At 71.5% G+C, this 21,002-nt stretch carries 16 protein-coding genes and 1 tRNA gene; 11 read left to right on the plus strand and 6 right to left on the minus strand.

The window, feature by feature from the left end:
- Nucleotides 1-28: 28 nt before the first annotated feature.
- Nucleotides 29-1,270: an Ig-like domain-containing protein gene (locus tag BG482_RS20520; protein ID WP_069770521.1), complete on the minus strand. Its 1,242-nt coding sequence runs from the start codon at nucleotides 1,268-1,270 to the stop codon at nucleotides 29-31.
- Between the two features lie 153 nt (nucleotides 1,271-1,423).
- Here BG482_RS20520 and glgX point away from each other — a divergent pair, with 153 nt between their 5' ends.
- The gene (gene glgX / locus BG482_RS20525; protein WP_069770522.1) at nucleotides 1,424-3,658 is read left to right on the plus strand and encodes a glycogen debranching protein GlgX; all 2,235 of its coding nucleotides are present in this window, start codon (nucleotides 1,424-1,426) and stop codon (nucleotides 3,656-3,658) included.
- Nucleotides 3,659-3,848: 190 nt separating this feature from the next.
- Here the strand turns inward: glgX and BG482_RS20530 are convergent, their stop codons facing one another.
- The 4 genes from BG482_RS20530 to BG482_RS20545 are packed head-to-tail and all read right to left on the minus strand — an operon-like array spanning nucleotide 3,849 to nucleotide 7,422.
- Nucleotides 3,849-4,505 carry a response regulator transcription factor gene (locus BG482_RS20530; protein WP_069770523.1) on the minus strand — a complete coding sequence of 219 codons (657 nt, stop codon included), beginning with the start codon at nucleotides 4,503-4,505 and terminating at the stop codon, nucleotides 3,849-3,851.
- Entirely contained in the window at nucleotides 4,498-5,760 is a 1,263-nt protein-coding gene (locus BG482_RS20535) for a sensor histidine kinase (protein ID WP_069770524.1), read from the minus strand. Before BG482_RS20535 ends, BG482_RS20530 begins: the two co-directional genes overlap by 8 nt.
- A 25-nt stretch (nucleotides 5,761-5,785) precedes the next feature.
- Nucleotides 5,786-6,520, minus strand: coding sequence for an ABC transporter permease (locus BG482_RS20540; protein ID WP_069770525.1), 735 nt, complete (start codon nucleotides 6,518-6,520; stop codon nucleotides 5,786-5,788).
- Nucleotides 6,517-7,422 carry an ABC transporter ATP-binding protein gene (locus tag BG482_RS20545; protein WP_069770526.1) on the minus strand — a complete coding sequence of 302 codons (906 nt, stop codon included), beginning with the start codon at nucleotides 7,420-7,422 and terminating at the stop codon, nucleotides 6,517-6,519. Before BG482_RS20545 ends, BG482_RS20540 begins: the two co-directional genes overlap by 4 nt.
- A 182-nt stretch (nucleotides 7,423-7,604) precedes the next feature.
- On the opposite strand from BG482_RS20545, the gene BG482_RS20550 reads away from it, so the two are divergent.
- Nucleotides 7,605-9,386 (plus strand): ABC transporter ATP-binding protein, encoded by a 1,782-nt coding sequence (locus BG482_RS20550; RefSeq protein ID WP_069770545.1) that lies wholly within the window; start codon nucleotides 7,605-7,607, stop codon nucleotides 9,384-9,386.
- Entirely contained in the window at nucleotides 9,383-11,242 is a 1,860-nt protein-coding gene (locus BG482_RS20555) for an ABC transporter ATP-binding protein (RefSeq protein ID WP_069770527.1), read from the plus strand. The genes BG482_RS20550 and BG482_RS20555 overlap by 4 nt, the downstream gene beginning before the upstream one ends.
- Before the next feature lie 527 nt (nucleotides 11,243-11,769).
- Here the strand turns inward: BG482_RS20555 and BG482_RS20560 are convergent.
- Nucleotides 11,770-13,218: an NAD(P)/FAD-dependent oxidoreductase gene (locus BG482_RS20560; RefSeq protein ID WP_069770546.1), complete on the minus strand. Its 1,449-nt coding sequence runs from the start codon at nucleotides 13,216-13,218 to the stop codon at nucleotides 11,770-11,772.
- A 423-nt stretch (nucleotides 13,219-13,641) separates the two neighbouring features.
- Here BG482_RS20560 and BG482_RS20565 point away from each other — a divergent pair, with 423 nt between their 5' ends.
- From BG482_RS20565 to BG482_RS20590, 8 genes are all read left to right on the plus strand, one after another.
- Complete coding sequence (locus BG482_RS20565) at nucleotides 13,642-13,998, plus strand: hypothetical protein (protein ID WP_141746645.1); 357 nt, start codon at nucleotides 13,642-13,644, stop codon at nucleotides 13,996-13,998.
- A complete protein-coding gene (locus tag BG482_RS20570; protein ID WP_069770529.1) occupies nucleotides 13,995-14,654 on the plus strand; it encodes a DUF5819 family protein in 660 nt (219 codons plus the stop codon). Before BG482_RS20565 ends, BG482_RS20570 begins: the two co-directional genes overlap by 4 nt.
- Nucleotides 14,651-15,655, plus strand: coding sequence for an HTTM domain-containing protein (locus tag BG482_RS20575; protein WP_079141958.1), 1,005 nt, complete (start codon nucleotides 14,651-14,653; stop codon nucleotides 15,653-15,655). Before BG482_RS20570 ends, BG482_RS20575 begins: the two co-directional genes overlap by 4 nt.
- A 61-nt stretch (nucleotides 15,656-15,716) precedes the next feature.
- The gene (locus BG482_RS20580) at nucleotides 15,717-16,517 is read left to right on the plus strand and encodes a serine hydrolase (protein WP_256096416.1); all 801 of its coding nucleotides are present in this window, start codon (nucleotides 15,717-15,719) and stop codon (nucleotides 16,515-16,517) included.
- Nucleotides 16,518-16,627: 110 nt separating this feature from the next.
- A tRNA-OTHER gene (locus tag BG482_RS44040) sits at nucleotides 16,628-16,740 on the plus strand.
- A 207-nt stretch (nucleotides 16,741-16,947) separates the two neighbouring features.
- Nucleotides 16,948-17,091, plus strand: a complete 144-nt coding sequence (locus tag BG482_RS41255; protein WP_176741426.1) for a hypothetical protein — start codon at nucleotides 16,948-16,950, stop codon at nucleotides 17,089-17,091.
- Nucleotides 17,092-17,308: 217 nt separating this feature from the next.
- Nucleotides 17,309-19,126 (plus strand): ABC transporter ATP-binding protein, encoded by a 1,818-nt coding sequence (locus tag BG482_RS20585; RefSeq protein WP_079141960.1) that lies wholly within the window; start codon nucleotides 17,309-17,311, stop codon nucleotides 19,124-19,126.
- Complete coding sequence (locus BG482_RS20590) at nucleotides 19,123-20,949, plus strand: ABC transporter ATP-binding protein (RefSeq protein ID WP_069770531.1); 1,827 nt, start codon at nucleotides 19,123-19,125, stop codon at nucleotides 20,947-20,949. The genes BG482_RS20585 and BG482_RS20590 overlap by 4 nt, the downstream gene beginning before the upstream one ends.
- The last annotated feature ends 53 nt before the right edge of the window (nucleotides 20,950-21,002 follow it).

Consider the following 21,002-nt stretch of genomic DNA (forward strand, 5'->3'; position numbering starts at 1 on the left):
CCCCCGGAGGGCGGGGACTTCCCGCGGGTCAGTCCACGGGGGCGGCCGTCCACTCCTTCCAGGTCATGTTCCAGCCGCCCAGGCCGTTGTCGGGGGCGACCTGCTTGTCCTTGCTGTGGACGACCTCGATGACGTCCCCGATCAGGCTGCGGTCGAAGAACCACCCCGCAGGCGTGTCCGAGGCGCCGCCCTTGACGTCCCTGAGGCCGACGCAGCCGTGACTGACGTTGGCACGGCCGAAGACGTCGTCCGCCCAGTAGTTGCCGTGCAGGAAGGTGCCGGAGCTGGTCAGACGCATGGCGTGCGGCACGTCCGGGATGTCGTACTCGCCCTTGCCGTCGGCCTTCCTGAAGCCGACCGTGGCGCCGTTCATCCGGGTCAGCTCCAGCATCTCGCTCACCACCATCTTGCCGTTGTACGTGGTGTTCTTCGGCGCCCCGGCCGTGATCGGCACGGTGGCCAACAACTCCCCGTCGCGCCGCACCTGCATGGTGTGCTTCGCCGCGTCGACCAGCGACACCTGGCTGCGGCCGACGGTGAACGAGAACGACCTCTCCTGCAGCCCGTAGACGCCGGGCGCCCCTTCGACGTCCCGCAGCCCCAGCGCGACCGTGACCCGGGTGCCGGGCTTCCAGTACTCCTCGGGACGGAAGTCGAGCCGGGCGGAGCCGAACCAGTGCGGCCGGACCTCGACCGCCGGCTGCGCCGTGACCCGGACGGCGCGCTCGACGGCCGCACGGTCCTCGATCTCGCGGCTGAACTCCAGCGAGACGATCATCCCGGTGCCGACGACGGAGCGGTCCTCGGGGGTGACGTAGCCGATGAAGCGCTTGTCGGGGACGAACGTGGTGAACGTGGTGTGGCGGGCCGAGCGGTCGCCGTCGCCGTCCAGGGCGACGACGTCCACGGTGTAGCGGGCGGCGAGACCGAGACGGTCGTCGTCCGGCCGCCAGCTCAGGCCGTCCGCGGCGATCCTGCCCTTCACCTCCGTCTCCTCGGCGTCCTGCGATCTGACGACCTTCACCGACTCCAGCCGCCCGTCGGGCACCCGCACCCGCAGGCGCTCCCCGGGCCGCACGCCCTTGGCGCCGTCCTGCGGGGTGACGCGGATGACGTCCTCGGGGGCCGGCGGTTTGCCGAGCATCCGGTCGAGTCCGCTCCGGCTCTCGCCGCCGCTGCAGCCGGCGGCCCCGGCCAGTAGTCCTGCCCATGTCAGTACGGCGGCCAGTGCGACCCCCGCGCGCCGTGCGCGCCCATGTACGTGCCTCACGGCGTGCCCAACGACCGGGCACGCCCCGGGGAAACGTGAGTGCGAGGGCCGCTCTGGGCAGGAATGGGGGGAGGACGACACGACGGGGCGCCGCGGCCGGGACACCGCGCGCTCTTTTCCCACGTCGTTCCACGAGCCGCGGGAGGCTGAACGGTGTCCAGCGCAGCCGAGCAGGAGGCGGTGGCGGCCCAGCGCGCCACGCCGGCCACCGTCGTGAACGGTGCGCCGCGCAAGGTGCCGGGCCCACCCGTGTGGCCGGGTGCGCCGACGCCCCTGGGCGCCCGGTGCAGAGTCGGCCCGGACGGGGTCGCGGGCGCCAACTTCGCCCTGTGGGCGGGCGGGGCGGAGGCGGTCGACCTGTGTCTGTTCGACGAGGCCGGACGCGAGACCCGCGCCCGGCTGACCGAGCTCACCCACGAGATCTGGCACGGCTTCGTGCCCGGGATCATGCCGGGCCAGCGGTACGGCTACCGGGTGCACGGCCGCTGGGATCCGTGGACCGGCGGCCGCTGGAACCCGGCGAAGCTGCTGCTCGACCCCTACGCCCGTGCGGTGGACGGCGAGTTCGCGCTGCCCCCGGAGGTCTACGGGCACGTCCGCGACTGGCCCCAGCAGCAGGTCGCCGACACCGTGCGCGACGAACGGGACTCCGCGCCCCACGTCCCCAAGGGCGTCGTCGTGCACGACGACGACGACTGGGCCGACGACCGCCGCCCGAAGACCCCGTGGGCGGACTCGGTGATCTACGAACTGCATGTGCGCGGCTTCACCCGGCGGCACCCGGAGATCCCCGAGGAACTGCGCGGCACCTATGCCGGGCTGGCCCACCCGGCGGCCGTGGACCACCTGGTGAAGCTGGGCGTGACGGCGGTCGAGCTGCTGCCCGTCCACCAGTTCGCGCACGAGGACCATCTGCTGCGCCGCGGCCTGAAGAACTACTGGGGCTACAACTCGATCGGCTACTTCGCCCCGCACGCCGCCTACTCGGCCGCCGGGACGACGGGGCAGCAGGTCGGCGAGTTCAAGCGGATGGTGCGCGCACTGCACGCGGCCGGGATCGAGGTGATCCTCGACGTCGTCTACAACCACACGGCGGAGGCGGGCGAGTTCGGTCCCACCCTGTCGCTGAAGGGCGTCGACAACCGCGGTTACTACCGTCTGCAGTCCGACGCCCGGCGTTACGCCGACTACACGGGCTGCGGGAACACCCTGCACGTGGTCCAGCCGCACGTCCTGCGGCTGATCACCGACTCGCTGCGCTACTGGGTGACGGAGATGGGCGTCGACGGCTTCCGTTTCGACCTGGCGGCGGCGCTGGCCCGCTCCATGCACGACGTCGACATGCTGTCCCCGTTCCTCGCGGTGATCGCGCAGGACCCGGTGCTGCGCCGGGTGAAGCTCATCGCGGAGCCGTGGGACGTGGGCTCGGGCGGCTATCAGGTCGGCGCCTTCCCCCCGTTGTGGACGGAGTGGAACGACCGCTACCGCGACACCGTGCGCGACTTCTGGCGGCACGCGCTGCCGGACGTGCGGGAGATGGGCTACCGGCTGTCGGGGTCGAGCGATTTGTACGCCTGGGGCGGCAGGCGGCCGTACGCGTCGGTCAACTTCGTGACCGCCCACGACGGTTTCACCCTGCGTGACCTGGTGTCCTACGAGCGCAAGCACAACGAGGCCAACGGCGAGGGCAACCGGGACGGCACCAACGACAACCGCTCCTGGAACGGCGGCGCCGAGGGCGAGACGGCCGACGAACGCGTACTGGAGCTGCGGCGACGGCAGTTGCGCAACCTGCTCACGACACTGCTGCTGTCCACGGGCGTGCCGATGCTGGTCGCGGGCGACGAGCTGGGGCGGACCCAGCGGGGCAACAACAACGCCTACTGCCAGGACAACGAGATCAGCTGGGTGGACTGGGGGCTGCTGGAGGACCCGGCCTGGCGGGCGCTGTTCGACCTCACCTCCCGGCTGATCGCGCTGCGCCACCGCCACCCGGTGCTGCGCCGCCGCGCCTTCTTCTCCGGCCGGGCGCACTCGGCGGACGGGCTGCGGGACCTGGCGTGGTTCACGGAGCGGGGCACGGAGATGACGGAGGGGGACTGGTACGCGCCCGCGGCGACCCTGGGGATGTACCTGTCGGGGCGGGACATCCCCGGCCGGGACGAGCGGGGCGCCCCGATCACCGACGACAGCTTCCTCGCCGTCCTGCACGCCGGAGACCGGCCGGTGGACTTCGTCCTGCCGGGGCCGCCGTGGGCGGAGCGGTACGAGGTGGTCGTCGACACCTCCCACGAGGAGCAGAAGGAGGCGCCGGGGGTGACGCTGCCGGCGGGGACGGCGGTGACGGTGCCGGGGCGGGCGGTGCTGCTGCTGCGGGTGGTGGGCTGAGACGCGCCGCCGGGGGTGCCGGTGGTGCCGCTGACGGGCCGAGACGCGCCGGCGGCGGCCCGACACGCCCCGGCGGTGGGCCGAGACGGTGTTCCCGCGCGCGCCCTTCGGTGTCGCCGCGGCGCCGTCCGCCGTCCGGAGCCGGTCCGCCGCGCCGCGTCCCGGCTCACCGCGCCGGCCGCTCCCCCGCTCAGCCTCCGGTCCGCCCCAGGATCCCCCGCTCATAGGCCGCCGCGACGGCTGCCGCGCGGTCGTTGACGCCCAGCTTGGCGTACAGATGGGTGAGATGGGTCTTCACGGTGGCTTCGCTGATGAAGAGCTCGCGGGCGATCTCACGGTTGGACGTGCCCCGGGCCACCAGGGCGAGGACCTCGCGCTCCCGCGCGGAGAGCGGCTCGGCGGCGGGGGTCCGGGGGGCGCGGACCGCGCTGACCAGGCGGGTGGCGACGGCCGGGGACAGCACGGTGCGGCCCTCCGCGGCCGCGCGGACCGCCGTGAAGAGCTCGTCGCGAGGGGCGTCCTTGAGGAGGTAGCCCGTCGCGCCCGCCTCGATGGCGGGAAGCGTGTCGGAGTCGGTGTCGTACGTGGTCAGGACGAGGATCTTCGCCCGCGCCCGGCGGCGGGTCAGCTCGCGGATGGCGTCCACCCCTCCGCCGCCCGGCATCCGAAGGTCCATCAGGATCACGTCCGGGTCGCCCGTCGCGGCGGCCGACAGCGCCTCGACGCCGTTCGCCGCCTCGCCGACGACCCGGAACCCGGGGGCCGACTCGAACATGCCGCGCAGGCCGTCCCGCACGACGGGATGGTCGTCCACGATCAGCAGGGTGATCAGGGGTTCGTCACTCATGGCGGATCAACGGTACGTGAGCCGACAGCGCCGTGCCCTGGCCCGGGGCGGATTCCACGGTCAGGGCGCCCGCGACGCGTTCGGCGCGGGCCCGCATGCCGTCGAGGCCGAAGCCCCCGGTCCGGGTGCGCCGGCGCACCGCCCGCGGGTCGAAGCCCCGGCCGTCGTCGCGGATGTCGAGGAGGACCTCGTCCCCCAGGAAGGAGAGGGTGACGCCGACGCGGGAGGCACGGGCGTGCCGGGCCGCGTTCGACAGGGCCTCCTGGGCGAGGCGCAGCAGAGTGGCGGCGACTTCGTCGTGGAGCTGTTCCGCGGTTCCGGTGACGGTGAACTCGGCCCGCACGCCCGTCCGTTCACCCCATTCGGCGACCGTCTTCTTCAGTGCCTCGGGCAGTCCGTCGTGCTCCAGGGCCACCGGGGCCAGGTTGTGCACGGAGCGGCGGGCCTCGCCCAGGCTGTGCCGGGCCAGGTCGCTGGCGCGCTCGAGGTGGGTACGGGCGACGTCCAGGTCGGGGGCGTTCGCGACGACCTGGAGCTGGGCGATGATGCCGGTCAGCCCCTGGGCGATGGTGTCGTGGATCTCGGCGGCGAGGCGGCGGCGCTCGTCGGCGACGCCCGCCTCACGCGCCTGGAGCAGGAGCTGGGCGTGCAGGGCGGCGTTCTCGTCGAGGGCCAGCTGCAACGCCGTGTTGGTGTGCTCCAGTTCGGTGATGGTCGCGGTGCGCTCGCGGTTGCGCTGCGCCTCCTGGCCCATGACGTGGGCCACCACCAGCTGCAGACCGGAGTTGGCGGCCAAGAGCCCGGCGAAGAGGATCCACTGGACCGTGCCGTGCAGCGGCAGCCCGCCGGCCTGCGCACCGGCCACGGTGACCGCGCTCGCCAGCAGCCCGAGCCGCTGGCACCTGACGGGGAGCAGTTCGTCGGCGTCCATGTAGCCGGTGGCGGCGTAGAACGCGAAGAACGGGTCGATCCAGGTGAGCGCGAACGCGAGGGCCCAGCGGACGACGTAGTAGAACGTCCCGGCCCGCGACGGGGTCCGGCCGCGGTCGGGACGCCCGGACCGGAGGTGCTGCCAGCCCACCTGGAGGGCGATCGCGGCGCCGATCAGGTCCCAGGCGGTGTACCACTGGATGGAACGGTCGATCTCGGGGGAGGAGGCGAGCGCGAGGACGACGCCGATGCCGAGCAGCCCGTAGGGCCCCCAGGTGTGCAGTTGTTCCCAGCGCCGTTCGATCTGGCGGTCCGCCGCGGTCATCTCACCAGTCTGCACGGCCCCGCGCCTATTCCCAGCGGAACCAGCGCGAGGCGGCGCCCGTCAGCAGCAGGATCCACATCGCGAGGACGCCGAGGTGGCTCCAGCCGGGCCAGTGACCGGCCGCCGCCTGGTTCAGGGCCTGCGCGGCCGCCCCGAAGGGGGTGCAGCCCACGATGCGGGCGAGGGTGTGGGGCATGGTCTGCACCGGCGCCCACACGCCGGCGCAGAACATCGAGGGGAAGAACACCGCGGAGCCGATCGCCCCCGCGATCTTCGTCGTACGGGACAGCGCCGACACCACCGACCCGAGCGCGAGTGCGACCAGGACGGCCCCCAGCAGGGCGAGGGCGTATCCGACGGGCCGGCCGGGCAGGCGCACGTCGAAGCCGAGCCGCCCGATCGCGAGGACCAGCAGCGCCGACGCCAGGGACGCCCCGCCGTACACCAGCATCTGCGCGGACAGCAGGGCGGACGGCCGGACCGGCGTGACGGCCATCCGGCGCAGGATGCCGCGCTCGCGATATCCGGTCAGGGTCTGCGGCATCGACTGCAGGCCGCCGACGATCAGCCCGAGCAGCACGGCCACCGGCACGTAGACGTCGACGGTGCGCAGACCGCCGAGGTCGTCGCTCGGCTGTCTGAAGGACGGGATGGAGCCGAGGATCACCAGCAGCAGGCTCGGGAACAGCAGGATCCAGAAGAGGGTGCCGGGCTCGCGCCGGAACAGGCGGACCTCGGTCCTCAGGACGGCGGTGCTCATGACACGGTCTCCTTCGTCAGGTCGAGGAACGCGTCGTCGAGCGTGGCGTCCACGACGCGCAACTGGTGGGCGGTGACGCGGTGGCGGGCGAGGAGGGTGATGACGGCGTTGACGGTGGCGTCGGTGCCCGCCAGGGTGACGCGGCCCTCCCTGTGCTCGACCGAGGCCAGTTCGGGCAGCGCGCCCAGTTCGCGGTCGTCCAGCGGGGCGGAGGGGGTGAAGCTGATGACCGTGGCTCCCGCCGAGCGCCGGATCAGGCCCGCGGGGGTGTCCAGGGCGGCCACCCGGCCCTTGTCGATCACCGCGATCCGGTCGCAGAGCCGCTGGGCCTCCTCCATGAAGTGGGTGACGAGCAGGACGCTCACCCCGCCGGCCCGCACGTCCTCGATGAGCTCCCAGGTGTCCCGGCGGGCCCGCGGGTCGAGGCCGGTGGTCAGCTCGTCCAGGACGACGATCCGCGGGTCCCCGATCAGCGCGAGCGCGATGAACAGGCGCTGCTTCTGGCCGCCGGACAGCCGGGCGAACCGCGTGGTCAGCTTCGTGGTCAGGCCGAGGCGTTCGGCGAGCGGGGCCCAGTCGAGCGGCCGGGGGTGGAAGGAGGCGTACAGCTCCAGCGCCTCGCGGACGGTGAGCTTCGGCTGCAGTTCGCTCTGCTGGAGCTGGGCGCCGAGCACCCGGGCGACCTTCTCGTGGTCGGCGACCGGGTCCAGCCCGGCGACCCGCACCCGGCCCGCGTCGGGCGCGCGCAGGCCCTCGACGCACTCGACGGTGGTGGTCTTGCCGGCGCCGTTCGGGCCGAGGATGCCGAAGATCTCGCCTTCCTCCACGGTGAAGGAGACGCCGTCGACGACCGCTCGGCCGTCGTACGTCTTGCGCAGGTCGGTGACTTCGATGACGGACATGGCATCAGCGTCGCGGCCGGGGCGGCGTCCGCACATCGGCCGGCTCGCTCGAACGGGCATCAGCCGATCGGTGGATGCCCGGGTACGACCCGTCGAACACGCAGGTCGTAGGACCTGCGACCGAGCCCGGTCGGGCCGAAACTCGGTGGGCGATGTCGGTGCCGGTCCGTAGGCTCGCGGTGATGGCCGAGACACGTGCAACCACCGTCCCCGACCGCTCCGCCGTACGGTCGCTGCTGCGGCTGTGGCCGTACGTCCGCTCCGTACGGCTGCGGCTGTTCACGGCCGCCTTCGTCGCCGTGCTGGCCTCCTGTACGGGGCTGGTGATCCCGCTGGTCCTGAAGTGGATGGTGGACGGCCCGGTGGCGGACCGGGACACGGCCGGGGTCTGGCTCGGCGCGCTCTTCCTGCTGCTGCTCGGCTTCGCCGAGGCGCTGCTGTTCGGATTGCGGCGCCGGCTGGTGGCGCGTCCGCTGGCGCACGTCGAGGCGGAGATGCGGGCCGAGCTGTACGGGCGGCTGCAGCGGCTGCCGGTGGCGTTCCACGACCGGTGGGCGTCGGGCCAGCTGCTCTCGCGGGCGACGGCCGACCTCGGGCTGGTCCGGATGTTCCTCGCCTTCCCGCTGACGTTTCTGCTGGTCAACTCGGTGACGATCGTCGTCGGCGTCGTCATCATGCTGCTGCAGGACTGGCGGCTCGGGCTGGTCATCCTCGGGCCGGCCATCCCCGTCGTCGTGATGTGCGTGTACTTCGAGCGCCGGTACGCGGTCGAGGCGCGCCGCGCGCAGGACCAGGTCGGGGATCTGACGACGGTGGTCGAGGAGAGCGTCCTCGGTATCCGGATCATCAAGGGGTTCGGCCGGCACCGCACGCAGGCGCGGGCGTTCAGGGAGCTGACGTCGACGCTGCGCGGCACGGAGCTGCGCAAGGCCCGGCTGCTGGCCACGATCTGGGCGGTCATCGTGACGCTGCCCGAACTGGCCATCGGCGCCGCGCTGGTGCTGGGGGCCGTGCAGGTCGCGGACGGGGAGCTGTCCGCCGGCACCCTGGTCGCCTTCCTGTCCACCGCGCTCGCGCTGCGCTGGCCCGTCGACTCGATCGGCTTCCTGCTCGCGATGAGCCAGGAGGCGGCGACGGCGACCGAGCGGTACTTCGAGGTGATGGACGAGGAGCCGGAACGGGACTGCGTGGTGCGGTCGGAGCCGTCGCCCGACGCCGGACTGCGCTTCGACGGCGTCGTCTTCCGCTACCCGGACGCCGACCCCGGCTCCCGGCCCACCCTCGACGGCGTCGACCTGCACGTCCGCCCCGGGGAGTCGATGGCCCTGGTCGGGGCGACCGGCAGCGGCAAGACCACCCTCACGGCCCTCGTCCCCCGACTGCACGAGGTGACGGCCGGGCGTATCACCCTCGACGGCGAGGACGTCGCCACGCTGCCCCGCGAGGAACTCCGCGCGCGGGTCGCCGTCGCGTTCGAGGAGCCCACCCTGTTCTCCGCGAGCGTCGGGGAGAACGTCCTGATGGGCGCCGACGACCGGGCGGGCGCCGTCGAGCTGGAGCGGGCGCTGGCCGTGGCGCAGGCGGAGTTCGTGCACGCGCTTCCGCAGGGCGCCGACACCCAGGTCGGCGAACAGGGGCTCAGTCTCTCCGGCGGGCAGCGGCAACGGCTCGCGCTGGCCAGAGCCGTGGTCGGCCGGCCGCGGTTCCTCGTCCTCGACGACCCGCTCTCCGCGCTGGACGTGCACACCGAGGCCGCCGTGGAGGCCGCGCTGCGGCAGGTCCTCGCCGACACCACCGCGCTGATCGTCGCCCACCGCCCGTCCACCGTGCTCCTCGCCGACCGGGTGGCCCTGCTGTCCGGCGGCCGTGTCGCCGCCGTGGGCACCCACCACGAACTGCTGCGCGACAACGCCGAGTACGCCCACCTCATGTCAGGAACCGGCCGCCAGGAGGACGACCGATGACCGCCCCCGCCACCTCCTCCCCCACGACCGACGGCGCGCCGGGACAAGCGCGCCCGAAGGCCGTGGAGGACCCCTTCGACAAGGACGTCCTGCCCACCCCGCCCGGCGCCACCGGCCTGCTGCTGCGCTCCCTGCTGGCCCCGCTGCGGGGACGCGTCGCCCTCACCACGCTCCTGCTGCTGCTCCAGCAGGCCGCCGTGCAGGCGGGTCCGCTCCTGGTGGCGTACGCCATCGACCGGGCCGTGCCCGCGTGGCGGTCGGACGACCACGGGCCGCTGGTCGCGGTGGGCGTCGGCTACCTGCTGTGCGCCCTGGCCTCCGGCGCGCTGCAGTACGCCTTCCTGATCGCCTCCGCCCGCGTCAGCCAGGACGTGCTGCTCGACCTGCGCGGCCGGATCTTCCGGCACGCACAGGCGCTGAGCCTGGACTTCCACGAGCGCTACACCTCGGGCCGGCTCATCTCCCGCTCCACCAGCGACGTGGAGGCCCTGCGCGAGCTCCTCGAGGAGGGTCTGCAGGAGCTCGTCTCGGTGGTGCTGTCCTTCCTGTTCATCTCCGCGATGCTGCTCTGGCTGGACCTGGGCCTGGGCGCCGTCGCGGTCGCGTCGTTCGTGCCGCTGTACCTTCTGGTCCGGATCTACCAGCGGCGCGCGGGCCGGGTGTTCACGGCCCGGTCCACCGCGATCGCGGCCGTGATCGTGAAGTTCGTGGAGACGATGAACGGGATCCGGCCGGTGCGCGCCTTCCGCCGCGAGGCGGTCAACGAGGCCGGTTTCCGGGTCCTGAACCACCGGCACGAGCGCAGCAACGGCGATGCGCTGCTGGAGATGGCCCGGTACGTCGTCGGGTCGCGGCTGGTCGCCAACGCCGCGGTCGCGCTGATCGTGCTGTGGGGCGCCACCCGGGTCGCGGACGGCTCACTGGAACTGGGCGTGCTGGCGGCGGCGGTGCTGTACCTGCGGCGGCTGTACGACCCGATCGACCGGCTCGGCATGTTCCTCAACTCCTACCAGTCGGCCGCCGCCTCGCTGGAGAAGATCGCGGGCCTGCTCGCGCAGACGCCGACCGTGCCGGAGCCGTCGGCGCCGAAGGAACTGCCCGCGCCGGAAGGCGGCCTGCCCGGCCGCGAGGTCGTCTTCGACGGGGTCTCCTTCGGCTACCGCACGGGCGGCGAGGTCCTTCCCCGCTTCGACCTGGTCCTCCCCGCCGGGCAGACGGTCGCCGTGGTGGGCTCCACCGGCGCCGGAAAGTCCACGCTGGCCAAGCTGCTCGCCCGTTTCTACGACCCCTCCCGGGGACGGGTGCTGCTGGACGGGGTCGACCTGCGCGAGCTGTCCGTGCCCGAACTGCGGCGCGGGGTGGTGATGGTGACGCAGGAGGCGTTCCTGTTCTCCGGGACGGTCGCCGAGAACATCGCCATCGGCCGGCCGGACGCGTCCCGTGAGGACGTCGAGCGGGCGGCGAAGGCGATCGGCGCGCACGAGTTCGTCAGCGCCCTGCCGGACGGCTACGACACGGACGTCCGCAAACGCGGCGGGCGCATCTCCGCCGGGCAGCGCCAACTCGTGGCATTCGCAAGGGCGTTGCTCGCGGATCCGGCGGTGCTGATCCTCGACGAGGCGACCAGCTCGCTCGACGTGCCGGGCGAGCGGGCCGTGCAGGCGGCGATGGCGACGGTGCTGAGGGGCCGCACGGCGGTGGTGATCGCGCACCGGCTGTCCACGGTGGAGATCGCCGACCGGGTACTCGTCATGGAGCGGGGCCGGATCGTCGAGGACGGGGCTCCGGCCGAACTCGTCGCCGGCGCGGGCCGCTTCGCGGACCTGCACCGCGCCTGGCGCGACAGCCTGGCCTGACCCGACCGGCTGCAGGATCCGCGACCCGCGAACTGGGCGTTCGCGAAGACGACGCCGTACGGAGAACTCCCTCCAGCGCCCACAGCACCTCACCGATCACGATCGTGGAGGAGGCTCTGTCTCTGCGTCGGGGCGTCGCGACGAGTCGCGTCGGCGTGCCACCAGAGTGGTACCGGTGATCACCAGGCCGATCGCCACGACCTTCGCAGCCTGGTAGATCAGTGAAGGGCTGGAACTCGTCCGGCCCAGGAACGCCCACAGGAGCAGACCGAGTCCGGAGAGCATCAAGAGGACGCCGCCGATGGGGCCCAGGCCCCCCCAGCTCCAGGGAGACGCCGCTAACTCGTGCTCCGTGCGTGGTTTTTCACGTTCATCAGCTGTCATGGCTCGCACATTAACGTAAGTCCGGTCCACGGTCGTGTGGCTCCGGACCTGGCCAAGCGAGCGACGCGCCCAGGCCGCGCAGCCTGTGCACGAGGGACCTCGGCGGCCCGTCGCGCCCGCCACCTCATGGACGGACGATCTGGTCAGGGGGCAAGGATTGGTGTGGTGTGAATGCCGAATTCGTACTTCAGTGCGGAACGGGCGGCCAGGTAACCGGACATCCCGTGTACGCCAGGTCCCGGCGGTGTGGATGCGGAGCACAGGTACACGCCGCGGAGCGGCGTGCGGTAGGGGTTCACCCGGGGGGCCGGGCGGAGAACGCTCTGCTTCAGGGTCACAGCACCGCCGTTGATGTCACCGCCGACGTAGTTGGGGTTGTAGGCCTCGTAGTCGCGGGCGCTGATCCCGCGGCTGGCGACGACGGTTTCCGTGAAGCCGGGCGCGTACTGTTCGATACGCGCCTGCACCATGGGCACGGGGTCCTGGGAGCTCCCGTTCGGCACGTGGGCGTAGGCCCACACCGGCCGCTTTCCGTCCCGGGCCCGAGTGGGGTCCGTCACGGCAGGGTCGACGACCAGGACGAACGGCTCCGGTGCGGCCGCACCCGCGGCGGTGAGGCCTTCTTGGTGACGTATCTGCGCCTGCGTCCCACCGAGGTGCACGGTGCCCGCCAGGCCTACGTCAGGATCCTTCCAGGGGATGGGAGCGTTGACGAGGAAGTCCACCTTGGCGGCCCCGGGGCCGTGGCGAAAGCGGGAGAGGTGGCGGGCGTAACGGGCGGGGAGCAAGTCGCCGGCGGCCCGGAGAAGACCTTTCGGGGAGGTGTCGAACAACACCACCTTCGATCCCTGTAGTTGCCTCAGATCATCGATCTTGCATCCGGTGTGGAATGTGCCACCGTGCGCGGCGATGTCCGCGGCCAGGGCTTCGGCGATGCGGCTGCTGCCGCCTTCTGGAAGGGGCCAGCCGCTGCCGTGGGCAAGGTGCCCCAGCAGCAGTGCGATCGCGCCGGACGCAAGACTTGGAAGTCGTCCCACAGCGTGTGCCGCGACACCGGTCAGCAGGGCCTTGCCGGCTTCGGTTGTCAGAGTGCGACTTCCCAGCCGGGTGCCGAGCGTGAGAGTCCGCGCGGCGAACCTGGCTGCGACGAGCAGGTCCTGCGGAATGGCGCGCTGGTGGGAAAGGGCGAGGTCGACCACGTCGGAGCTGCGCCCCAGCAGGGGAGTCATCATGCGCCGCCAGGAGTCGCCGTCCGCCCCCAGCCGAGCACAGGTCGCCTCCAGGTCATGGTGAGCCAGGGCGGCTGTGCCGTCGGGCAGCGGGTGGGCGTAACTGATCTCAGGGAGACGTAGTCGCACCCCACGCGAGGCCAGATCGAACTCTCGGAAGAACCGCGACGCGGCTGCCATGGGGTGAACGGCCGCGCATACGTCGTGCGTGATGTCAGCGTCGAACAGTGACGTGGTCCGCAGGCCGCCACCGATCTCGCGGTGACCTTCGAAAAGTTGCACATGCAATCCAGCGCGAGCCATGACGACTGCGGCCGCCAGCCCGTTCGGACCCGTCCCCACGATCGCGACGTCCGCCTTCATCACCGACTGTTTCCCTTCCGTTGGCAAGCGCCGCCCCCAGGGTCGACCGACGCAGACCTACCAGACGGCTCACTCAATACGCAACAAAGCAAACACGAAACGCCATCGTGTCCGGCAAGGTGCGATGTCGGACGTGTTTGCTCCTTTCGCCCCGGATATCCGGAAGCGGCCGATTCTTGCGTCACTTTTCAGTCACAGGGGTCTCATAAAAATCACTTGTCCCGTGATCATGGGCACGCTAAGTTAACCGTCAGGAGCGAACACGACCAAAGGTCCTGACTTTCTAGATGTTGGGATTTGTTTGCTCCGACCAGTTGCTGCGCAGCTGACTTCAGCCCTGTACGCGGGGGAAATCTCCGGTGATCAGTGGCGCTCTCATCCGGAGGCGCCGACGGGATCCGGGAACCGTGAGGGCTGTGGGCAATGACCGACAAAACGAAATGGGGAACGATGCAGAAGCGAACTGTCGGTGCCGTCATCGGTGCCGCTGTCGCGGGTACGTGCCTTGCACTGACCATGCAGGGCTCGGCCCAGGCCACGCCTGTGGCGCCGGTGACCGAGAAGGCGACCGTCAGCAAGGGTGAGGCCGCTGCGCCCAAGGCTGTCGCAAGCGCGGTCGGCCGGGCGGCCGCCCGGGCGGCCGTGCACGCCAGGGCCGCCTGCCCTTCCGTGGGCCACGCCGTGGGAGCGCTGACGGACAACCTGAGTCTCGGCGGGGTGTTCGCCGCGCCGGCCAAGATCTCCGGCAGTGTCAGCACCGCGACCGCGTTCGATAGGTGACGGCGACTCGTCGCGTCCAGAGGGCGGTACTGCTTGCCGGTGCCGCCCTCCTGGGTGCCCACTTCTCCATTGCGGCCTTCTCTCAGACGCCGCTGAGTCCTGCCAAGGTGCAATTGGCGCCACTCCTGAACGCCTATCTCCAGCCGTACTTCGCGCAGAACTGGATGCTTTTCGCCCCGGATCCGGTGATGGTCGACCAGGGGGTCATCGCGCGGGGCCGCTGCAGCGACGGTGAGGTCACGAAGTACTACGACGTGACAGGCCCGACCATCGAGAGGGTCCAGAACGACAGATTCTTTCCCTCGCGAATGTCCCGGGTGGTCAGCAACGGCATCCAGCAGTACAACTCGACCGACGACCTCCTGAGGCGCCTCCGCGAGCAGAAAGAAAAGACGAAGGCGAAGAAGCCGGAAAAGAACCCCATTCCGCTGCTGCCCTACGAGAAGCGTACGCGCGATCAAGCGGTGAACTACCTCTCCAGGTATGCCCTGACCCAGATGACTCAGGCGTGCACGGACGGTCGCAGCCTCCAAGCGGTGCAGGTCCGGATGTACGTCCGGTCTCTCCCGCCTTGGTCACAGAGGGACAACCCCCGCGCACACGACAAGGTCGACGCCTACGACTTTCCATGGAAGAAAGCTGCTGATCTGCAGTGAAACTACTGGACAAAATCGACACCTGGGCCAGCCGTCCTGTCGCGGTCCTGGGTGTGTCGGGAACCCGTGCGTTACTGGGGTTCGTCGGCCTCATGTTCTACGTCAGCCAGTACGGGGACCGGCGCTACCTCTTCGGCCCCGGAAACGACACACTGCTGCCCTACCACCTCTTCCTTGACGAGTTGAAGGACTCGGGGAGTTTCAGTGTCTACGCGTGGAGCAGCTCGCCGGTCGTATTCGAAGTGCTGTTCCACCTCGGACTGATCGCTGCTTTGGCTGTCACGCTGGGTATCGGGGGCCGTCCCGTCCTGGCGGTGCACGCCATATTTCTGTGGTCGCTCTACCAGCGGCAGTCGGCGCTGATGGACGGCGGCGACAACCTCATGCAGCTCGTGGTCCCGATGCTGCTTCTCACACACTGCTATGATCATTTCTCCTTGCGCTCTCCTTTGGGGCAACGGGTGATACAGCGCATGCCCAAGGCCCTTCGAGCCGCCGGTGCCCCACTGCACAACCTGGGTGTCACCGCCATCGCGGTGCAGATATGCCTGGTCTACATGGTCAGCGGGCTTTACAAGGTGCAGGGGCAGGCGTGGCAGGACGGCACCGCGCTCTTCTACATCATGCGGGTACCGGAATTCGAACTCCCCGGAATTTCGCAGTTCGCATACAACAACGACCTGTTGGTGTACCTCGGCACCTATGCAACCGTCATCTTTCTCGTCTATTTCCCCATGGGTGTCCTGGTAAGGTCCCTGCGCCCATGGGCGGCTGCCGCATCCATCGGTTTCCACGTCTCCATCGGATTCTTCATGGGGCTCACCGGATTCGCATTGACGATGATCGCGTGTGATCTCGTCTTCCTGTCGCCGGAACTGTCCCGCGCACTGCAGGCAGCGCGAAGGCTGAACGCACGTCGCAAGGAGAAGGCAGCGGCGGACGGGACGGGAAGCAGTGCGGCACACAACCGCGAGCCGGTAGCGGCCGCTTCCGCCGACTGAAAGGCTCCCCGTGCGACGCCCTCCCACCTGCGTCATCGGCAGTCACCTCGATGCTCCTCGTGTGACCGGCGGGCATGATCCCGACGCGTACGTGGAGCTGGGATCGTTCACCAAGGTCCTGACCGGAACCGTGCTTGCCGTGCTTGCCGAGAAGCGCGTCGTTTCCCTCGACGACCCGGTCGAACGGTGGCTGAGCGCGCCGGCAGGTACCGGCGTCACCCTTCGACACCTCGCCGACCACACCTCCGGCCTTCCGCGGCTGCCCCCTGACACGGGCCTGTTCAACCCGTACAGGGACTTCACGCAGACTCAGCTCGAACAGCTCGTGGGTCGTCTCGACAGTTTGGTCACCGCAAGCCCGGGTGAGCGCGAGGAGTATTCCAACTTCGGGTACGCCGTGCTCGGCGCCGCACTCATGTCGGCTGCCGGCCAGGGCTACGAGGAACTGGTCGGCGATCACGTGCTCGCGCCTCTCGGCTTGCCCGCAGGGGCGGTGACCGCCAGACCACCCGCGGACCGGCGTCTGCTGGCGTCGAGCTGGTTCGGCCGCCCCGTGAAGCCATGGGACTTGACCGGAGCCGTCCTGCCCGCGGGTGGCATGTGGGCCAGCACGCGTACGACCGCCGGCCTGCTCACCGGACTGCTCGTCGACAAGACCCTCGGTGAGCCGGCGCTCACCTGGCGCCGGGTGGGAGATATGCCGCTGACCTACCACAACGGTGCCACCCGAAAGTCGAGGGTCTTCGCCGGAGCGTTGCCCGACGGCCGCTGGGTGGTCGTTCATCGCCTCTCCGGATCCGTCAAGGACACGGATGCAGCGGGAGTCGACGAACTTCGCGCATCGGCCAAGGAAAGCGGATGAATCAGCGGCTTCCGCGATGCTGCGATCGAACGGCTGCGGTGCGCGGGGCGGTCTGCGTGGGCGGATGGCGCGGCACAAGGCATCCCCGGCGGGACGCGGCACCGTGCCGCGCGGCGCTGATCCGTGGAAACAGCACCGCGCGGCACAAGTCGGCACCCCCCACCCGATCGCGGTAGCCCTCGTCATGTGCAGGTCTCGGGTTCGAGTCCCGAAGGCCGCTCCACTCAGGACCAGGTCAGATGCCCGCTGACCTGGTCTTTTGTGGTGAGCTACTGATGGCCGGTCAGATCGCGGGGCAGCCTTCGAGGAACTGGGGCGCAAGGGGCCCGCATCGGGGTACGCCCACCCGATCCTGTGACCCGGGCGCTCGGGATCCACGCGTGCGGGGGCTCCTGGCCGGGAAGCCGGCCTGGGAGCCCCTCCCCACACCATGGCCGAGTTCGCGGACCTCTTCACGAACGCCGAACTCGCCGTCCAGCCCGGCGCCGGACAGCATCCGTGGCTCGACGACGCCGACCGATTCGGGGTAACCACCACAGATTTCCTGGGACAGACCACCGCCCCGTCGTCATAATCCCAGCCGTGAAAGCCCCCAGCCGAAACCGCATGACACAACGGAAAGTAACCGCCTCGCCGACCACCAGGGACCGGATTGCTCACCATGCACCGACGCGGTCAGAGCTCGCGACACCCGGATTCCGGCCTTTCCGCAGGGCTCAGTGCCGACGCTCAAAGGGAACCTGCACCGGCACGACCGGCACGACCCAACGGCCCGACCCTCGGGGGACTGTGTGATCGACGCGTACGAGGATCCCGGCACGCCCGACACCCACGGCGGCTGGGCGTATCTCGCCTGGCTGGCGCGCTGCCAGCCGTGGCGGTCGGCGGCCGGCGCGGTGCTGGCCAGCGTCTGGATGGTGCTGCTGGCGGTGGCTCCCTACCTGCTGTCGAAGGCGGTGGACGACGGGCTGGAGCCCGGTGACACGGCCGCGCTGGCCGGCTGGACGGCGGCCCTGCTCGCCGTGGGCGCGCTCAACGCCTGGGTGAGCATCATGCGGCACCGCACGATGACCCGGGTGCGCATGGACGCCTACTTCCGCACCACCAAGGTCGTGGTCGGACACGCGGCGCGCCTCGGCTCCACGCTCTCGCGCGGGGTGGGCAGCGGCGAGGTCGTCACCATCGGCGTCGGCGACGTGCAGACCATCGCGAACTCGTTGACGGTGATCGGACCCGGCGTGGGCTCGGTCGTGGTCTACGTGTTCGTGGCGGGTCTGCTGCTGTCGGTGTCGCCGCTGCTGGCGGCGGTCGTGCTGCTGGGGATGCCGGTGGTCGCCCTGCTGGTGGGGCCGCTGATGGCGCGGCTGCAGGGCACGGAGGCCGAGTACCGGGAGCGGCAGGGCGTGCTCACCGCGCGGATCGGCGACCTGGCGGGCGGCCTGCGGGTCCTCAACGGCCTCGGCGGGAAGGGGCTGTTCGCGGACGCCTTCGACCGTGACTCGCAGCGGCTGCGGGCGCAGGGCTACCGGGTCGGGGCGGTCACCAGCTGGATGCAGGCGCTCGGGGTGGGCCTGCCGACCCTGTTCCTCGCCGTGGTGACCTGGCTGGCGGCCCGGCTCGCCGCCCAGGGCGAGCTGACGGTGGGCGAGTTGGTGTCGGTGTACGGCTATGTCGCCGTCCTGGTCGGCCCGGTGGCGTTCCTCGTCGACATGGGCTACCAGCTCAGCCGGGGCGTGGTGGCCGCCCGGCGCGTCGTGGGGCTGTTGCGCGCGGAGCCCGAACCGGACACCGGGACCGCCGAAGCGCCCGCCGAACCGGCGGTTCTGCACGATCCCGCCTCGGGCGTGCGGGTGGTGCCGGGTCGGCTGACCGCGCTGGTCGGCGCGCGCCACGCCGAGGTCACCGCCCTGGTGGACCGGCTCGGCCGCTACGGTCCCACGGACGTCGCCTGGGGCACGGTGCGCCTGGACGCCCTGCCCCTGGACCGGGTCAGGGCCGCGATCCTGGTCGCCGACAACGAGGCCGACCTGTTCGCGGGGAGCCTGCGCGAGGTGGTGGCCGGGCGGCGTGAGCGCTCTCCGGCGGACATCGCGCGGGCCGTGCGGGCGGCCGCGGCCGACGACATCGTGCAGGGCCTGCCCGAGGGACTCGACTCGCCCGTGACCGCGCAGGGCCGCAGCCTCTCCGGGGGCCAGCGGCAGCGCGTCCGTCTGGTGCGGGCGCTGCTCGCCGATCCCGAGGTGCTGCTGGCCGTCGAGCCGACGTCGGCGCTCGACGCGCACACGGAGGCGGTCGTCGCGCGGCGGCTGAGGTCGGCGCGGGCCGGGCGCACCACGGTCGTGACCACCACCTCCCCGCTGCTTCTCGACCAGGCGGAGACCGTGCACTATCTGGTCGACGGCAAGGTGGCGGCGACCGGCCGCCACGGCGACCTGCTGCGACACGAGCCCGGATACCGCGCGTTGGTGGCACGTGACGCCGGCGACGGCCAAGAGGAAGAAGGCGGCGAGAACGCCGACGACGCCGGACGCGCCGAACGCTTCGGCGAGGTCCTCGGGTCAGCGGGGGCGGAGCCGGACGACATCGATGCCGAGGAGGCCCTGCGATGACCGCCCCGACCGGGCCGACCGGGATCACGGAGGGCGACGGGGACTCGGGACGGCTGCCGGTCGCCGGGCGGGCCGATGTGCGCCGGGCGGCGGTCCGTCTCGTGCGGGCCGACGGCCGGGCCTTCGCCGCCACGCTCACCCTGAACGTCCTCGCCGCCGGGGCCGGTCTCGTCGGCCCGTGGCTGCTGGGCCGGATCATCGACGAGGTGCGGGCCGGACACGGAACCGGCGTCGTGGACCGGCTGTCGGCGGCCATCGTGGGCTGCGCGCTGGCCCAGTTGCTGCTGGCGCGCTGGGCCCGGTACGCGGGACACCGCTTCGGCGAGCGGACGCTCGCGCGGGTCCGGGAGGAGTTCGTCGGGCGGGCGCTGGCGCTGCCCGCGTCGGCGGTCGAGCGGGCCGGCGCCGGCGACCTGACCACGCGGGGCACCGCCGACGTGGCGGCCGTGGGCACGACCCTGCGGGACGCCGGGCCCGAGCTGCTGGTCTGCACGGTCCAGGCGCTGTTCACGCTCGGCGCTGTCTTCGTGATCGACCCGCTGCTCGGCGCGGTCGGCGTGCTCGCCCTGACCTCCGTCTGGTTCGCCCTGCGCTGGTATCTGCGCCGGGCCCGCGCCGGTTATCTCGCCCAGGGCGCGGCCGACTCCGAGGTCGCCGAGATCGTCGCGGCCACGGCGGCCGGGGCGCGCACGGTCGAGGCGTTCCGGCTCCAGGAGCGGCGGACGGCGGCGAGCAGGGACGCGCTGGAGATCTCGCGTCGCTCCCGCTTCCACACCCTCTACCTGCGCACGGTGTTCTTCCCGACGGTGGAGGCCTCGTACTCGCTGCCGGTGGCGGGTGTGCTGCTGCTGGGCGGAGCGCTGCACGCGCGGGGCACGATGAGCCTGGGCGCGGTGGTCGCGGCCGCGCTGTATCTGCGGCAGTTCACCGAGCCGCTGGACCAGATCCTGATGCGCGTCGAGCAACTGCAGAGCAGCGGTGCCTCGTTCGCCCGTGTGGAGGGCCTGGCGGGGGCGCCGCGCGCCGTGGCCGACGGCGGGGCGCCGACTCCGGCGGACGACCGGATCGACGTGACCGGCGTGCGGTATGCCTACGAGCGCGGCGGCGAGGTGCTGCGCGGGGTCGATCTGACGGTGCGGCCCGGGGAGCGGCTGGCGGTCGTGGGCCCGTCGGGCGCGGGCAAGACCACGCTCAGCAGGCTGCTCGCGGGGGTGGACGCGCCGAGCGCGGGCTCGGTGACGGTGGGCGGCGCTCCGGTCGCGGAGCTGACGCCCGAGACGCTGCGCCGTCAGGTCGTCCTCGTCACCCAGGAGCACCATGTTTTTCTGGGCACGGTCCGCGACAACCTGCTGATCGCCGAACCGGCCGCGACGGACGAGGAGTTGTGGGCGGCGCTGGGCGCGGTCGGCGCCGCCGGCTGGGTGCGGGAGCTGCCGGGCGGACTGGACGCCGAACTGGGCGGGACCGGCCGCCGTACGGACGGCTCGCAGGCCCAGCAGCTCGCCCTGGCACGGGTGGTGCTGGCCGACCCGCACACGCTGATCCTGGACGAGGCGACGGCCCTGCTGGACCCGACGACGGCCCGGCACACCGAGCGCGCGCTGGCCGCCGTCCTCCGCGGCCGGACCGTGATCGCCATCGCCCACCGGCTGCACACCGCCCACGACGCGGACCGGGTCGCGGTGATGGAGGACGGCAGGCTCACCGAACTGGGCACGCACGAAGCGTTGGTGGCGGGTGACGGCGCTTACGCGGCGCTGTGGCGGACCTGGCACGGGGAACCGGCGGACGACCGGGCCGCATCCGGGCCGCACCCGTCCTGAGTCGCCGAGGGGCCGGGAAAGGCCCACCCGGCCGGAAAGTAACGGGTCCGGAT

The sequence above is a fragment of the Streptomyces sp. LUP30 genome, assembly GCF_001746365.1.
Lineage (GTDB): Bacteria > Actinomycetota > Actinomycetes > Streptomycetales > Streptomycetaceae > Streptomyces.

Bases quoted from the DNA above. Each gene is read 5' to 3' on its own strand.
- BG482_RS20530 (WP_069770523.1), bottom strand. From the start codon at position 4,505: ATGAGTGACGAACCCCTGATCACCCTGCTGATCGTGGACGACCATCCC.
- BG482_RS20535 (WP_069770524.1), bottom strand. From the start codon at position 5,760: ATGACCGCGGCGGACCGCCAGATCGAACGGCGCTGGGAACAACTGCAC.
- BG482_RS20540 (WP_069770525.1), bottom strand. From the start codon at position 6,520: ATGAGCACCGCCGTCCTGAGGACCGAGGTCCGCCTGTTCCGGCGCGAG.
- BG482_RS20545 (WP_069770526.1), bottom strand. From the start codon at position 7,422: ATGTCCGTCATCGAAGTCACCGACCTGCGCAAGACGTACGACGGCCGA.
- BG482_RS20550 (WP_069770545.1), top strand. From the start codon at position 7,605: ATGGCCGAGACACGTGCAACCACCGTCCCCGACCGCTCCGCCGTACGG.
- BG482_RS20555 (WP_069770527.1), top strand. From the start codon at position 9,383: ATGACCGCCCCCGCCACCTCCTCCCCCACGACCGACGGCGCGCCGGGA.
- BG482_RS20560 (WP_069770546.1), bottom strand. From the start codon at position 13,218: ATGAAGGCGGACGTCGCGATCGTGGGGACGGGTCCGAACGGGCTGGCG.
- BG482_RS20565 (WP_141746645.1), top strand. From the start codon at position 13,642: ATGACCGACAAAACGAAATGGGGAACGATGCAGAAGCGAACTGTCGGT.
- BG482_RS41255 (WP_176741426.1), top strand. From the start codon at position 16,948: ATGGCCGAGTTCGCGGACCTCTTCACGAACGCCGAACTCGCCGTCCAG.
- BG482_RS20590 (WP_069770531.1), top strand. From the start codon at position 19,123: ATGACCGCCCCGACCGGGCCGACCGGGATCACGGAGGGCGACGGGGAC.